The organism is Sphingomonas endophytica (assembly GCF_014199415.1).
Classification (GTDB): Bacteria; Pseudomonadota; Alphaproteobacteria; order Sphingomonadales; family Sphingomonadaceae; genus Sphingomonas; species Sphingomonas endophytica.
The window spans coordinates 1-15,082 of record NZ_JACIJN010000005.1; the positions used below are offsets into that span (position 1 = coordinate 1).

The window sequence follows — 15,082 nt, forward strand, 5'->3', positions numbered from 1 at the left end:
GCAATCGAACACCGCTCCTCGAGCGTAAGCTGACGATATCTCGACATGGCAGCACCTGTCTCAGGTGTTGCACTTCGTTTGTGAACTCAGGGGGGCGACGTTGAAAGAGTTAGCCCTTCACTGCAACCTCACCGTCACACCGGCCTGCGGCATAACGAGGTAAGCCAAAGCCGTCATTGCGAGCGGAGCGAAGCAACCCAGGGCGTCCTGGTCCGGCACTGGATTGCTTCGCTACGCTCGCAATGACGAGCTACCTACAGTCCTATCCCCACCCCGTTCGTCTCGAGCAGGGATCGAGCCTGCCGAGAGCCCGTGTCGAGAGACAGCCACCGCGCGGAACCTCTCGACACGCCGTCTCGACAGGCTCGACGGCTGCTCGAGACGAACGGCAAGGTTGCGCCCCACCCGCTACGCACTGAACTCCGCCGGCGACAACGGCAGCCCGATCATGATGTCATGCGTCGTATCGCCTCCCTCCGGCCGCGCCGACAGCGCGAGCAACAGCTCCTGCCCCTCCGGCGCCAGATCGCGGACGTAGAGCATGCATTGCTGACGAATATGCTTCACCGGGTCGCCGTCGCGCTCGTAATAGAGCGCTTCCCACAATTGCACCGGCGGCTGCACCCGCTCGTCGCCATCGTACCAGAAGCGGCGGAAGGGCGGCAGCCCGGCCTCGTTCCACACCGGCTGGCTCAGCCGCTCGCGGAACGCCGCATCGTCCCACCCGCCAGTCGCATAGGTTGACGACCACGGCCGGAACAATGTGAAATCATCGGCGTCCGACCCGTCGGGCTGCTGGCTGACCGCCTGCAGCATCAATTCGTCATCGGTGTAGAAACGGTGGACGTACCCGCCGCCGTCGTCGAGCTTGATGATCCCCTGCGCGGTGATCTCCAGCGTGTCGCGGTCGAGCGTGAAGGTGCCGCCGGCCAGCCGCCGCCACGCCAGTGCGTCGAGCCGCACCATCCGGCCGATCGTCACGTCGCGCACCACCGCCACCGCGCTCTTGGCTTCGTCGCGTCCGCCGCCGAACAGGCTGCCGAAGATCATGTCGCGCGCATTCCCGTGTGCCCATCCACCTTGCCAAAGGCTGCGGGCTTATGCTTGGAGTGTCAAGCACGGGCGAGAGGGCAAAAAGCGTGGACGATACGGCACGGGTGTGGACGATCGGGCGGCTGGCCGAGGCGCTGGGCGCCGGCGAGCACAGCGCGGAACTCAGCGTCGAGCGCGTCGGCGACGTGCTGCGCGTGACGATGCACGATCACGGCGATCTGGCGGTGTTCCTGAGCGTTGCGGGCGAGCAGATCGTCGTTTCCAGCCTATTGTGGCCGGTCGCCGAGATGGACGATGCCGCCGCCTTCAACCACTTCCTGCTCAAGGCGCAGAAGCTGGTGCCCTTGTCCAATTTCGCGATCACCGAGGTCGACGGGCGTGAATATTACGAGCTGATCGGCGAGCTTTCGATCGAATCGACGCTGCGCACGATCCTGATCGAACTGCGCGTGCTGGCGCATAACGCGCTGGATGCCGCCGCCGATCTGCGCCACGCCTTCGCCGCTGCCTGAGGAATACTGACCGATGTCGATGTGGAAGCAATTCGTCACGCTGATCCGCGGCACCGCGCATGAGGCGGGCCAGTCGGTGGTCGACGCGCGTGCGCTGACGATCCTCGACCAGCAGCTCCGCGATGCCGGCACCGCGCAGGCCAAGGCGCGCGACGATCTCGCGACCGTCACCGCCAAGCGCCGGCTGATCGAAAAGGATATCGAGCAGCTCTCGGCGCAACGCGACAAATACGAAGCGTCGGCGCGCGCCGCGATGGGCCGCGGCGACATGGACCTCGCACGCGAGGTCGCCGAGCGGCTGGCGCAGATCGAGCGCGAGCTGAACGCCAAGACCCCGCAGGTCGCCGACATGCGCACCGCCGAAGACCGGATGCGCGGGATCATCAAGCAGGGCGACGGCAAGATCGAGGCGCTGCGCCGCGAGGTCGACGTCGTCCGCGCCAACGAAAGCGTCCAGCAGGCGCAGGCGCAGATCGCCAGCAACACGCACGGCGCGCAGTCGCAACTGGGCTCCGCCGCCGACAGCCTCGCGCGGCTCAAGGAGCGGCAGGCGGTGCGCGAGGAGAAGTTCCGCGCCTCGGCCGAGCTGGAGGACATGCGCACGGGCGCCGACCTCGACGCCAAGCTGGAGCGCGCCGGTCTGTTGCCGGGCGCGTCGAGCGCCGACGACATCCTCGCCCGCCTGTCCGCCCCGCGCGACGGCGGCGAAGCCAAACGGCTCGACGACAAATCCGGCGGCTGATCCTACGTGGAACGCATCGTCACCGGTGAGCGTGCCGGGTGGGAGGAGACCGCCCGGTCGATGGGCTTCACCTTCCATCACATGGATGGTGAGCGTTATTGGGACGAGCGCGCCTATTACCGCTTCTCGCTCGACGAAATCGAACGCGGGATCGAGACGCCGAGCGCAGAGCTGCACTATTTTTGCCGCGATCTGGTCACCGAGGTGGTCGGAAGCGACACGCTGATGCACCGGCTCGCGATCCCCGACGCGATGCGTGACGTGGTCGCTGCCTCGTGGAAGGCGGACGCGCCCTCGCTCTACGGCCGCTTCGACTTCGCCTTTGACGGCACCGGCCCGGCCAAGCTGCTGGAATACAACGCCGATACCCCGACGAGCATCTACGAGACCGCGCTGTTCCAGTGGCAATGGCTGGAGGACCGCATCGCCGACGGTACGCTCCCGGCGGACGCCGACCAGTACAACCGCCTCCACGACGCGCTGGTCGCGCGGTTCGGCGCGCTGCTAACCCCCGGAAGTACCTTGCATTTCGCCAGCGTCGCCGATCACGAGGAAGACCGGCAGACCGTCCGCTACCTTGAGGATACCGCGCGGCAGGCCGGGCTCGACCCGGCGTTCGTCGCGATCGACCGGATCGGTGTCGACGGCGACGGCCAGTTCGTCGACGAGGAAAATGTCCTGATTGCAGCGCTGTTCAAGCTCTACCCGTGGGAGGACATGCTGCGCGAACCCTATGCCGCGCACCTGCCTGCGACCAAGACCATGTTCCTCGAACCGGCCTGGAAAGCGATCCTGTCGAACAAGGGCATGCTCCCCCTGCTCTGGGAACGCCACCGCGGCCACCCCAACCTCCTCCCCGCCGCCTTCGCCGACGATGCCGCGGGCGTCGCGGCGATCGGCGACCGCTTCGTCCGCAAGCCGCTGTTCTCGCGCGAAGGCTGGGACATCGAACTCCACGACGGCACGGCGGAGGATCGCGGCCCCGAAGGCGGCTATGGCGAGGAAGGCCATATCGTCCAGGCGCTCAGCCCGCTGCCGGTGTTCGACGGGCAACATGCGGTGATCGGGTCATGGATCGTCGGCGACGAGCCGGTCGCGCTGTCGATCCGCGAGGACGACGGCCCGATCACTCGCGACCTCGCCCGCTTCGTCCCGCACGCGATTATCTAACCCGTCATTGCTACGCTACGCTCGCAATGACGATCCTACCGCTTGGCCACTACCCCGCGGCGGTCGCTGACCTCCAGCCAATAGCCGTCCGGGTCCTGCGTATAGATCTGCCGCACGCCGTCGAAGCGCGTCTGCATTGTCCGCGGCTTGCCCGCCAGATCGGTCCACGGCCGCTGGTGCGCGTCGAGCCACGCGGTCACGCTCGCCAGATCGTCGACATGGATCGCGACATGCTCGGCGATGTTCGACGGCTTGGGCGCAGTCCGTCCGTCGAGGATGTGCATCGCAAAGCCGTTGCCGAGATCGATCCAGCGCCGGTTCGGCAACGGCTGCTTGATGAGCCGGAGCCCGAACGCCTCGTGGTAGAAGGTCGCGCTGCGATCGATATCGGACGCCTGGATTGCGACATGCTCGCCCCGCGCGGCGGCGGCGAGGACGAACAGGGCGGACAACAACGACATGGGCAACGCTCCACGGCAGATGAAGCGCTACGCTATCGTCCTTTTCGCGCTACGTCAGCACGATGATGGTCGCACCGGCCTATCGCTGCCGTAACGTCACCGTCAGCCCGCCATCGCCCTTGATCGTCTTCACGCTGCCCGGCGCGATCGGCACGGTGTCGGAAAACGAGACGGTCCGCGTCCCGCCGCCACACGCATCGCCTTCAATCCGCCGCTCCCACGAGCCCCGGATCGTGACGACGGTCGCCGTGGCGTCGCGCATCGACAGGCCGAGCGACAGCGCCTCGCGCTCGCTGCTGCCGTACCCGCGTTCCGCGGTCGAACATCGTTCGGCAGGCGCATCGCTTTGCCGCCGATCGATCGACGCACCGGCGTCGGTCGACACGCGCATCGGCCCCGACCACAACAACTGACTGCCGCCCCGCACCTCGACGTCGAACGTCACTGACCGAAACGCGGCGCGCTGCGTCGAGAGCGGATAGGCATGTGAAGGCGCATAGACCGGTGGTGGGGCGATCGCCACGCCCTGCGTCGCCAACAACCAGAGGATCGCTTTCGTCATCCACCTTATCCGTCATGCCGTTCTGGCGGGCACCGTGACGTGCGACCCATAAGAAAGTGTTACAAAACCGATCGTTGCCGGTGCGACCGGCTTCGGCGCCAGCCCGGCGACGGCCTGTCCTACACCGTCCCACATCCGGCATCACGCCGGGATGATGCCGCCGCCCCTCCCGGACCGTCACCCCGCCAGCGTCTCAACATTCGCAACATTCGCCGGTCAGGTCACGCCGCCGCGCGCAGCGGCGCCGGCGTCGCGGGCACCTCGGCGACCGCGACGCTGCCGGTCCGCTCCAGCTTGCCCCAGCCGACCTTCGGCCCGGTCGCGGCGACGTACAGCGCGCGCAGCACTACCGCGTAGAGCAGCTGCCGATAGCCGAACCGCTGCATCAGCAACCGCAGCGCCGGGAAGCGCGCCTCGCGCCCGTCGAGCCGGTAGGCGATCCACCCGCACGCCAGATCGACCGCCGCGAACGCCGCCCAGAACGCCACCACGGTCAGCGCGTCGCCGCCCGCCGCATCCCAGCCGCGATCATGGACGCGCCACGCCGTCCCGCCGACGCCGAGCAGCAGCGCGATGTCGATCAGCGGCGCGGCGAGCGTGAACAGGAACTGGAACACCAACGCCTGCGGCAAGCCGATGCGCCCCAGCCCGCCGCGCCGCCCGAGCGCACCGCGATGCTTCCACAGGCATTGCAGCGTCCCGAACGCCCAGCGGAAACGTTGCTTGAACAAGGCACGCACCGTCTCGGGCGCCTCGGTCCAGGCGATCGCGTCATTGTCGCACGCCACGCGCCATCCGGCGCGCTGCACCGCGATCGTCAGATCCTGGTCCTCGGCGAGCGTGTCCTCGGGATACCCGCCGACCGCGTCGAGCGCGGTGCGCCGCCACGCGCCGACCGCGCCCGGCACCACCGTCACCGCGCCGAGCGCCAGCAACGCGCGCCGCTCGAGATTCTGCGCCGTGACATATTCGAGCGCCTGCCAGCGGCTGATGAGGTTGGTGCGGTTGCCGACCTTGGCGTTCCCCGCCACCGCGCCGATCGACGGGTCGGCGAACCAGCGCGTCAGCCGCGCAATCGTCTCTGGCTCGAACTGCGTGTCGGCGTCGAGCGCGATCACCACATCGCCGCGCGCCTGCGCCAAAGCGGTGTTGAGCGCACGCGCCTTGCCGCCGTTCGCCAGCGTCAGCAGCCGGACGCGCGGGTCGATCGCGAACGCCGCCTGCACGACGTCGCTGGTTCCGTCGGTGGAGCCATCGTCGATCACGATCACCTCGACGCGCGGCCCGGTGCTGGCGAGGATGCGGCGCACCGACGCCTCGATCACGCGCGCCTCGTTGAACGCGGGGATCAGCACCGAAACGAAGGTCGGCACCAGATGCGGCGCAGGCTCGGGCGCCGCCTCGCGACGCCGCCGCCACAGCGCCAGCCCGGTCAGGGCGACCGCGCGCGCGATGCCGATCGCGATCACCACCGCGAACAGCGCCGCCCCGGCATCGCGCAGCCATGCCAGTCCGTCGAACAGTCCGCGCGTCCCCGCCGCATCCGCCGCCGCCGAGCCCCGCAGCCGCGGCATCACCGCCGCGGGCGAGAGCCGCGCGAGCGTCGAGACGGGCACGAACTCATACCCCCGCGCCCGTAGCCCGCTGATGATCAGCGGCAGCGCGCGCAGCGTCTGCGTCCGGTCGCCGCCCGAATCGTGGAGCAGCACGATCTGCGCCGGACGCTCGGCGGTGCCCGCCGCGACCTGCGCGATCACGCGCTCGGCGATCACCGCGGCGGGCGGGCCCTGCCAGTCGAGCGGATCGACGTTGAGCCCGACCGTCAGATATCCCAGCCGCGCCGCGACCCGCGTCGCGTGCAGCTCGTCGCGGCGATCGGGATCGGCATCGCCGAGGAACGGCGGGCGGAACAGGGTCAGCGCGCGGCCGGTATATGCCTCGACGATCCGCGCGGTCGCCTTCAGCTCCAGCGCGATCGCCGCCTCCGAACGGTGCGACAGGTCGGCGTGCGAGGTCGAGTGGTTGCCCAATTCGCTGCCTTGCGCGACGATCCGGCGCAGCAGCGCACCCTGCCCCAGCGCATTGGCGCCGGTGACGAAAAAGGTCGCGGGCGCGTGTTCGCGCGTCAGCACGTCCAGGATCTGCGGCGTCCACGCCGGATCGGGGCCGTCGTCGAAGGTCAGGGCGATCTGGCGGCGATGCGCGCCGGTGCGCTCGACGGTGTCGGGCTGCGGGAGGCGCACGAAGCGCGCGGCGCGGATCAGCCCGTCGCGCCACGTCACCGCGCGCGCGCCCGGTGCCGCCTCGGCCGTCATGCGCATGATCTCGCCCTGTCCGCGCACCGTGATGCCGGCCGGCGCGGGCACGGTGCGCAGATCGGGCCGCGTAGCGCCGGACAGCGCCGGCCACACCGACGGATCCTCGCTGCCCAGCCGCCACAGCGCCACCCCGGCCGCGCCGGTGCGCCGCACCACCGCCATCTGGTTGGCGGCGCTGGGGGCGTCGAGCATCCATACCTCGTGATGCCGGCCGTCGCGGTCATAGGCGAAATGGCTGTTGCCGCTGGCCGGGTCGAACACCGGCTTCACCCCGGCCTGCGCCGCGATCGCCAGCGCGTCGGGGATCGCGAGCGGCACGGTGGTGCGGCCCTGCCAGTCATAGGCATAGCTGCCGATCGCGACGATCGCCTTGTCCGCGCCGGCCTGCGCCACCGCCGGCGCGACGACGCGCGCGAACCACGGCTGCGACGCGATCGGCCCCGCCGCCCCGCCCATCCAATGTTCGTCATAGGCCATCAGCACCAGCCGGTCGGCGACCGCCGCATAGGCGCGCAGGTCCCAGTCCGGATCGGCGACCGGAGTCGCCAGCGCGACCGTCCAGCCGCGCGGTGCGAAGCGCGCGCGCAGCTCGCCGAGGAAGATGCGGTAATCACGGTGCGCGCTCGCCGGCAGGCTTTCGAGGTCGAGCATCACCCCCGCCCCGCGCTCGCGCGTCACCAGCGCGACGATCTGGTCGGCGAAGCGGGCCCGTGCGCCGCGATCGGCGAGCAAGGCGGCGGTGCCCGTACCGTCCCAGCTGCCGTCCGCCGCCGCATTCTGCACCATCGGCAGCACGCGCGGGCGATGCGCGGCGCGCGCGAGCACCTGCCGCATGAACGGATCGTCCTCGGCGACGAAGCGGTGATCCGCGCCGGTGACGGTCGCGAGCCCGGGTACGAGCCATTCCAGCGCACCGACATGCGCGGCCAGCGATTGCCGCGATGGCGCGTCCCACGGCATGTAGAAGCCCATCGTCCCGCCGCTCAGCGCCGCGCCGCTCGCCGCTGGCAGCCACGCGCCGGTCGCGACGTCGCGCACCGGTTCCGCCACCGCGGCCTGGGGGGCGTCGGGCAGCGCAAAACGCGGTGCCACCGCCGCGACCGGACGCACGACCGCCGCGATCAGCAGCGCGGCGAGCAGCAGCGGCACGGCCACCGCGACGCCCAGCGCCACACGCACCCGCCGGGCGCGCCGCCCGCTGGCATCGTAGAAAATCGCCACGCCCGTGTTCGTCCCATCGTTCCGACCGATGGAAGGCCGTTAGCCGGCGTTGACGAAAAAGCGGTTAACTACAGCGCATCAGACGCTGGTTTCGCCGAGCAGCCAGCCGGCGTCGCGGGTCATCACCCGTTGCTGCCGCGCCGACATCGAGCGCAGCCGGGCCGGATCGAGCAGCACGAACCGCTGGCGCTCGCGCGAGACGAGCCCGCTTTCAACCATCTGGCGAAAGACGCGGTTCACGTGGACTGCGGTCAGCCCGAGGTGATCGCCGATCTGCTCCTGCGTCAACGGCATGTCGAAGCCGTCCGCGCCCGCGGCGCCCAGCGCGCGCAACCGTTCCTCGACATCGAGCAGCAACGCCGCGACCCGCGCGATCGCCGGCGTGCGCCCGATCGCGGCGAGTCGGTCCATCAACGCGACGCGCTCGCGCTGTACGCTGAGGAACATCGCGGCGGCGAAGCGCGGCGAGGAGGCGAACACCGTGCCGAACGCCGCCAGCGGCACGCGGCTGATCGTCACCGCGGTCAGCGCGGTCAGCGTGTCGGCCGCCTGCGCCAGACACATGCTGGGGGTGCCCAGCATATCACCGGGGAGGTGGAATTTGACGATCTGCCGCTCGCCGCCGGGCAGCAGGATCGACGCCCCGACCCATCCGCTCAGCAGCAGATAGACATAGCGCGGCGCCTCCCCCTCGCGGCGGAGCACGGCATGACGCGGAAAGGACGCCGGCGGCTCGCCCAGCGTACGGACCCGCTCCCTATCCTCTTCTGCCAGCGGGATAAATTCCTCGAAACGGTGGAGAGGCAAAGGTTCAGACACACGATATTCCCGCAAGATCCAACCGCATCCTAGACACGGTTTGGCGCAGCCAGCGCTGATCCATTTTATGGCATCGACCACTTTCGCGTGCCGGAACGCGTTGATTTCGCGCAGGACGATTTTCGAGCGTGACGCGCCGCGCGGATCGCGGCACGGTGGCGGGACAATCAGGGGACATCCACCATCGTGACCTTTCGTGCCATGACCGCCCTCGCCTTGTGCCTGTCCGCTGCCCCGCTCGCCGCGCAGGACAAGCCGGTCGAACAGACCCAGCTGCCCGAGAACGAGGCCACCGCACCGACGTCCGATGCTGCCGGCGCCTTGCCGCCCCCCGCCCCGGCGTCGACGGCAGCAGGGGCGAAGGACGCCAAGCCCGCCAAATGGGACGTCAACGCCCCGCGCGGGCTGCGCACGAAGCAGGTGCGGATGACGACCGACGAGGGCAGCTGGATGAACGTCGACGTCTCGCCGGACGGGCGGACGATCGCCTTCGACCTGCTCGGCGACATCTACACGATGCCGATCGCGGGCGGCACGCCGACGCGCATCGCCGAGGGGCTGGCGTTCGAGCATCAGCCGCGCTTCTCGCCCGACGGTCGCCGTATCGCCTTCACCTCCGATCGCGGCGGGGGCGACAACATCTGGGTGATGAACGTCGACGGCAGCGACAAGCGGCAGGTGACCAAGGAGGATTTCCGCCTGCTCAACCAGCCGACGTGGAGCCCGGACGGGCGTTTCATCGCCGCCAAGAAGCATTTCACCACCGGCCGCTCGCTCGGCACCGGCGAGGTGTGGCTCTACCATGTCTCGGGCGGCGGCGGGGTGCAGCTCGTCAAGCGCGCCAGCGAGGTGCTGCAGAAGGAACTCGGCGAGCCGATCTACGCGCCCGACGGCAAGAGCATCTACTACACGCGCAACGTCTCGTCGGGGCCGATCTTCGAATATGCGCAGAACTCGCGCACCGACCTGTTCGACATCGAACGCTATGACATCGACACCGGCGAGGTGACCACCGCGGTCAGCGGCGTCGGCGGCTCGGTGCGCCCGACCCCGTCGCGCGACGGCAAGATGATCGCGTTCGTCCGCCGCGACGACAATGTCACGAAATTGTGGGTGAAGGACCTCGCCACCGGCGTCGAGCGGATCGTCTACGGCCCGCTCGACCGCGACGTGCAGGAGACGTGGGCGGTGACCGGCGTCTATCCGAACATGAGCTGGACGCCCGACGACAAGGGCATCGTCTTCTGGTCGGGCGGCAAGCTGCGTCGCGTCGGCGTGGACGGCGGTACCGCGAGCGTGATCCCGTTCCGCGTCGACGACACGCGCGTGATCGCCGAGGCCGCGCACCCGCAGGTCGAGGTCGCGCCCGCGCGCTTCATGACCAAAGCGACGCGCTGGGCGACCGTCTCGCCCGACGGCAAGCAGGTAGTCTTCGAGACGCTCGGCAAGCTCTGGATCAAGCCGCTCGCCGGCGGCGCGCCCAAGCGGCTGACGCGCGCCACGGACGAACTGGAGCTGTGGCCGAGCTGGTCGCGCGACGGGCGCACGATCGTCTTCACCGGCTGGACCGATGCCGGGCTCGGCCAGATCCGAACGGTCGCGGCGGGCGGCGGCGCGGCGAAGGCGGTGACCCCCGTCGCCGGCCATTACCGCCGCCCGCGCTTCTCGCCCGACGGCAAGACGATCGTCTTCGAACAGGGCGAGGGCGGCGAGCTGACCGCGCCGCGTGGCAATGCCGGCACCGGCGTCTATCGCGTCGCCGCGACCGGCGGCGCGCCGGTGCGCGTCGCGAAGGATGCCGCCGCGCCGCAGTTCGGCACCGCCAACGACCGCGTGTTCCTGATCGTCAACGAAGGCAACAAGCGGCAGCTGGTCAGCACCGACCTGTCGGGCGAGAACCGCCGCGTTCATGCCGCGGGCGAGCTGGTCAACGACTTCCAGATCTCGCCGGCCGGCGACTACGTCGCATTCCGCCAGAATTATGAAGCGTTCGTGATGCCGCTGATGCCCGGCACGCAGGCGGTCGAGGTCGACACCAAGTCGGGCGCGCTGCCGGTGACGCGGGTCAGCGCGGACGGGGCCGACTTCATCAACTGGTCCGACAATGGCAAGCGCCTCCACTGGAGCGCCGGCCCGACGCTCTATTCCGCCGACACTGCCGCCTTGTTCCGCGCCGCGCCGGCCGACGAGGATGCGGCCAAATTCGCTGCGCCGCGCACCGGCGTGTCGCTGTCGATGGAGGTTGCCGCCGCCAAGCCGACCGGCACCGTCGCGCTCACCGGCGCGCGCGTCGTCACGATGGCCGGTGCCGATGGCGGGATCGTCGACGACGCCACGGTGCTGATCCGCGGCGACCGGATCGTCGCCGTCGGACCGCGCGCGTCGGTGCAGATCCCGGCGGGCGCGACGACCGTCGACGTCACCGGCAAGACGATCGTCCCCGGCTTCGTCGACGCGCACGCGCACGGCCCGCAGGGCGACGACGAACTGGTCCCGCAGCAGAACTGGTCGGCGATGGCCAATCTCGCGCTCGGCACCACCACCGTCCACGATCCGTCGTCGCGCTCGGCGGAGATCTTCCCGGCCGCCGAGATGCAACAGGCGGGGCTGGTGCTCGCGCCGCGCACCTTCTCGACCGGCGAGGTGATCTATGGCGCGAAGAGTCCCGACGTCTATGCGCAGATCGACAGCTATGACGATGCGCTGTCGATCGTCCGCCGCCTGAAGGCGCAGGGCGCGCACAGCGTCAAGAACTACAACCAGCCGCGCCGCGAACAGCGCCAGATGGTCGTCGCCGCCGCGCAGGCCGAGGGGATGGAGGTCGTCCCCGAGGGAGGGTCGCTCTACACGCTCGACATGACCTTGGTGTCGGACGGCAATTCGACGCTCGAGCACAATGTCCCGCTCGACCATTTCTACAATGACGTGCTCAGCCTGTGGGCGCAGACCACGGTCGGCTACACCCCGACGCTGGTCGTCGCTTACGGCGGCCTCGCGGGCGATCCGTACTGGCGCGCGCACAGCGACGTGTGGCGGCACCCGTTGCTGACCCGCCACGCGCCGGTTGCGTTGCTCGCCGCGCAGAACGCGCGTCGCGCGATCGCGCCCGAGGAGGATTATGTCGATGGCGCCACCGCACGCGAGGCCAAGAAGCTTGCCGACAAGGGCATCCCCGTCGCGATCGGCGCGCATGGCCAGCAACCCGGGCTCGGCGCGCATTGGGAGCTGTGGAGCTTCGTGCGCGGCGGGATGACCCCGATCGAGGCGTTGCGCGCCGGCACGATCGCCTCGGCGACCTCGCTCGGCTATCAGAAGGATGTCGGCTCGCTCGAACCCGGCAAGCTCGCCGATCTGGTGGTGCTCGACGCCGACCCCACCGCCGACATCCGCAACAGCGACAAGATCAGCCGCGTGATGCTCGGCGGTCGCCTCTATGAGGCCGCGACGCTGAACGAAGTCGCAACCGGCAATCGCAAGCGCCTGCCTTATTGGTGGGAGACCGGGCACGGTCGTGGCGCAGACACCGGCGCGAAGCTGACGACCGGTCATGGTCACGGCAACAGCGATCTCGACTGACGACGCGCCGGCGGTGGCGTCCGATGCTTCACTTCACAGAAGTTTCGGCGCCCACCGAAGAACAGCCCGATCCCGGCCAAGCCCTTATCCTTTGTTATGACGGCGCAAAACGATGCCTGTGACAATGATGGAGGTCAGTTGACTGGGGGCGATACTGATGGAGCGGGAACTGGCGGGGCGTGTCGTGCTTGTGGTCGAGAACGAATATTTCATCGCCGACGACACGACCGATACGCTCAGGGAGGCAGGCGCCATCGTGCTCGGCCCGTGTCCCAGCGCCAGCGACGCCGTGCGGATGATCGAGGAATTTCGTCCCTCCCATGCGGTTCTGGACCTCAACCTGGACGGGTCCGACGCGCAATTCGACATCGCCCGGCGGCTCAAGGCGCAGCAGGTGCAAAGCGTCATTGTCACCGGATATGACGCCTCGGTCGTCCCGCACGATCTGGCCGATACGCCGCTCCTGCAGAAGCCCGTGATCTACGATGCGGTCGTCGCGGCGGTCGCCGCCCAAGCGGGACGCTTCGCAGACCCCAGACGATGGAGCCGGAGCGCCTGAAGAACCGCGGATGGGGAAAGCGAGCCGCGTGGTGCAGCAGCGGATCGCATGGCAGGAGCGCCAGACGGTGCCTGTCGACGAAGTTCAGGATCGCGCCCGCAATCTCATCGGCATCGACCGATCGCCGCTCGCGGACGCGCTGGCGTTGATACGGTCAGGGCAATGGATCGACGGTGCGATCCTCGACGTGAAGCCCGGCGCCGAACCGGCGTATCCGATCGCGGATCTCCTGACCGCGCGCAGCGTGCCGCTCCTGTTCACGACCGGCTATGGCGGCACGTCGCTGCCGGCTCGCTTTACAGCGGCCGCGCGGTGTCACAAGGCCACGACCATCAGGCGGACAACGCAAGCGCTGGGGCGCCTGATCCACGATTGACGTGCCGGATCGCGCGGGAGCGGTCGGACGTCCACTGGTCGCAGAACCGTCGCGGCTGGGTAGCCCCCCCCCGAAAAGGGTCACTGGCGGCACGGCCCGGAGCCGTGCATCGTCACGCCTCCCGATTTAGCACGATCTACGTTGACGAGCGCAGCGGGAATGTGGCACTCGGCCATCGACGCACACGCGGGTCTTGCAACCGGGACCCACAAGTGCTCGGAACAGCGGCAAGACGCTGTTTTGCGGGTGTAGCTCAATGGTAGAGCAGAAGCTTCCCAAGCTTACGACGAGGGTTCGATTCCCTTCACCCGCTCCAGCGCAAATCCTCGGTTTTTTGCGGTTTCGGCGTTGGGCATTCCAACATCGTTCAAGTTGGAATTCCAACATCGCAGATTTCAGGCGCGTCGAATGTCCCTTTCGGCCGATCGCGGCGCGCGCTCATTGGTGAGGTCGACAGCCAGCATCGCCATGCCTGTCGTGCGTGGCAGATAGGTCTCAAGGATCTTCTTGACGGTATCGAGTTGGTGGCCGGTGATGGCCGAGATCAGATGATCCGGAATGCCGCGCTGCCCCATGACGACGACGCAGGTGCGCCGGAAATCGCGGAATTGAAGATCGGCGATCTCGATCGCCAGATCCTGATCGCCTTGCTCGCGGACTGTCGCCGCTGCCTTTTCGCGGATCGCAGCAAAGCTGCGCTGGAACTGGGCGGCGCGGGTCTGTCGATCAACCAGCTTCTGCGCTGTCCACGTCCGCTCGCGATCCTCGTCGTAGAGGATCGTTGCAAGCCCCAGCGAACGCGCCCCGGCTAGAGCCTTCTCCAGATGCGCCCGCGCCTCGCCAGTGACCGGTACGCCAACCCAGCGATCGGTCTTGCCTTGGCGCAGCCGGACACCCATCACGCGGCCGTCCGCTTCGCGCGCGGCGATCCGGGCGTAGACCGCCGGATCGTCGGCCTCATAGGCGGCGAGCTCCGTGTATCGTGTCTGGACCAGCTTCAGCAGATCCTCCTCGCGTTGTCCAATCGTCCACGCGAGGATCATTGCCGCCGCCATGTTCGGGCGGTTGAGCTCGTCGGCCGCGGCGACCAGCGCGTCGCGCGCGAGCGCGCTGGCGAACTGCTGGCGCGGCGCCGGGATTGACACGTCGAGGTCGCCGGCCGCGGGATTGGTCGGCGCCAGCTCGTTCTTCTTGGCCCAGTCGAATAGGGTCCGCAGCACCTTCAGCGTGTTGAAGGCGCTAGTCTCGCGCACGATGCCGTCCTTACGGGGGGCGTAAAGCGCGTCGCGGAACGCCAGGACGTTCTTGCGGGTGATCGCGTCGATCCGCACGTCGCCTGCCCAGCGGCTGATCGTGCGCAGCTTCGCCGCATATTCCTTCCGCGTGTTCTCGGCGAGCTTGGAAAACCGCTGTTTCTCGAACTCGGCGATGACGGCGTCGATCGTGTGGCGCTGGGCGATCTTCTTGACGTCGCGCGGACGGGCACCACCAGAGCGCCAGACGCGGACCTCGTCGTTGCGCGCGCGGGCCGCGCTGATCGCCGCCTTCTCGTCCTGCCCGAGCGACATGGCCTTCCAGCCGGTCGCCTTCAGCTCGGCCGAGGGCTGCCAATAAAAGCGGACGCCGCCAGCGGTCTTCTTGGCGCGAAAATAGGGGATGGTGATCTTCGCCATCGTCGGGGGCTCCAGTGGCGGTAGTAAGGGTGCGCGCGGA

At 68.8% G+C, this 15,082-nt stretch carries 12 protein-coding genes and 1 tRNA gene; 7 read left to right on the forward strand and 6 right to left on the reverse strand.

Annotated features, from left to right (window positions below):
• Window positions 1–408: 408 nt before the first annotated feature.
• Window positions 409–1,050, reverse strand: coding sequence for a DUF2491 family protein (locus tag FHS97_RS08415; RefSeq protein ID WP_184035803.1), 642 nt, complete (start codon window positions 1,048–1,050; stop codon window positions 409–411).
• 89 nt (window positions 1,051–1,139) lie between these two features.
• Here FHS97_RS08415 and FHS97_RS08420 point away from each other — a divergent pair, with 89 nt between their 5' ends.
• Genes FHS97_RS08420 through FHS97_RS08430 form a run of 3 tightly spaced genes read left to right on the forward strand, consistent with a single transcriptional unit; the run spans window position 1,140 to window position 3,477 of the window.
• Window positions 1,140–1,565: a YjfI family protein gene (locus FHS97_RS08420; RefSeq protein ID WP_343053402.1), complete on the forward strand. Its 426-nt coding sequence runs from the start codon at window positions 1,140–1,142 to the stop codon at window positions 1,563–1,565.
• A gap of 13 nt (window positions 1,566–1,578) precedes the next feature.
• On the forward strand, window positions 1,579–2,307 hold the full coding sequence (locus FHS97_RS08425) for a PspA/IM30 family protein (RefSeq protein WP_184035810.1): 729 nt from the start codon (window positions 1,579–1,581) through the stop codon (window positions 2,305–2,307).
• Between the two features lie 6 nt (window positions 2,308–2,313).
• Window positions 2,314–3,477 (forward strand): glutathionylspermidine synthase family protein, encoded by a 1,164-nt coding sequence (locus FHS97_RS08430; RefSeq protein ID WP_184035813.1) that lies wholly within the window; start codon window positions 2,314–2,316, stop codon window positions 3,475–3,477.
• A 35-nt stretch (window positions 3,478–3,512) separates the two neighbouring features.
• On the opposite strand, the gene FHS97_RS08435 is transcribed toward FHS97_RS08430, so the two are convergent.
• The 4 genes from FHS97_RS08435 to FHS97_RS08450 form a co-directional block, all read right to left on the reverse strand.
• Window positions 3,513–3,938 carry a VOC family protein gene (locus tag FHS97_RS08435; RefSeq protein WP_184035816.1) on the reverse strand — a complete coding sequence of 142 codons (426 nt, stop codon included), beginning with the start codon at window positions 3,936–3,938 and terminating at the stop codon, window positions 3,513–3,515.
• A 79-nt stretch (window positions 3,939–4,017) separates the two neighbouring features.
• Window positions 4,018–4,500 carry a hypothetical protein gene (locus FHS97_RS08440; RefSeq protein ID WP_184035818.1) on the reverse strand — a complete coding sequence of 161 codons (483 nt, stop codon included), beginning with the start codon at window positions 4,498–4,500 and terminating at the stop codon, window positions 4,018–4,020.
• Between the two features lie 221 nt (window positions 4,501–4,721).
• Window positions 4,722–8,039: a glycosyltransferase gene (locus FHS97_RS08445; RefSeq protein WP_184035821.1), complete on the reverse strand. Its 3,318-nt coding sequence runs from the start codon at window positions 8,037–8,039 to the stop codon at window positions 4,722–4,724.
• A gap of 78 nt (window positions 8,040–8,117) precedes the next feature.
• On the reverse strand, window positions 8,118–8,858 hold the full coding sequence (locus FHS97_RS08450) for a Crp/Fnr family transcriptional regulator (protein ID WP_343053403.1): 741 nt from the start codon (window positions 8,856–8,858) through the stop codon (window positions 8,118–8,120).
• Between the two features lie 186 nt (window positions 8,859–9,044).
• On the opposite strand from FHS97_RS08450, the gene FHS97_RS08455 reads away from it, so the two are divergent.
• The 4 genes from FHS97_RS08455 to FHS97_RS08470 all read left to right on the forward strand — a co-directional run bounded on the left by FHS97_RS08455 (window position 9,045) and on the right by FHS97_RS08470 (window position 13,685).
• Entirely contained in the window at window positions 9,045–12,434 is a 3,390-nt protein-coding gene (locus FHS97_RS08455) for an amidohydrolase family protein (RefSeq protein WP_425506302.1), read from the forward strand.
• 157 nt (window positions 12,435–12,591) lie between these two features.
• Complete coding sequence (locus FHS97_RS08460; RefSeq protein WP_184035823.1) at window positions 12,592–12,993, forward strand: response regulator; 402 nt, start codon at window positions 12,592–12,594, stop codon at window positions 12,991–12,993.
• Between the two features lie 28 nt (window positions 12,994–13,021).
• Window positions 13,022–13,369, forward strand: a complete 348-nt coding sequence (locus FHS97_RS08465; RefSeq protein ID WP_184035825.1) for a response regulator — start codon at window positions 13,022–13,024, stop codon at window positions 13,367–13,369.
• Window positions 13,370–13,611: 242 nt separating this feature from the next.
• Window positions 13,612–13,685, forward strand: a tRNA-Gly gene (locus FHS97_RS08470).
• A gap of 79 nt (window positions 13,686–13,764) precedes the next feature.
• On the opposite strand, the gene FHS97_RS08475 is transcribed toward FHS97_RS08470, so the two are convergent.
• Window positions 13,765–15,042 (reverse strand): site-specific integrase, encoded by a 1,278-nt coding sequence (locus tag FHS97_RS08475; protein ID WP_184035826.1) that lies wholly within the window; start codon window positions 15,040–15,042, stop codon window positions 13,765–13,767.
• Window positions 15,043–15,082: the final 40 nt, after the last annotated feature.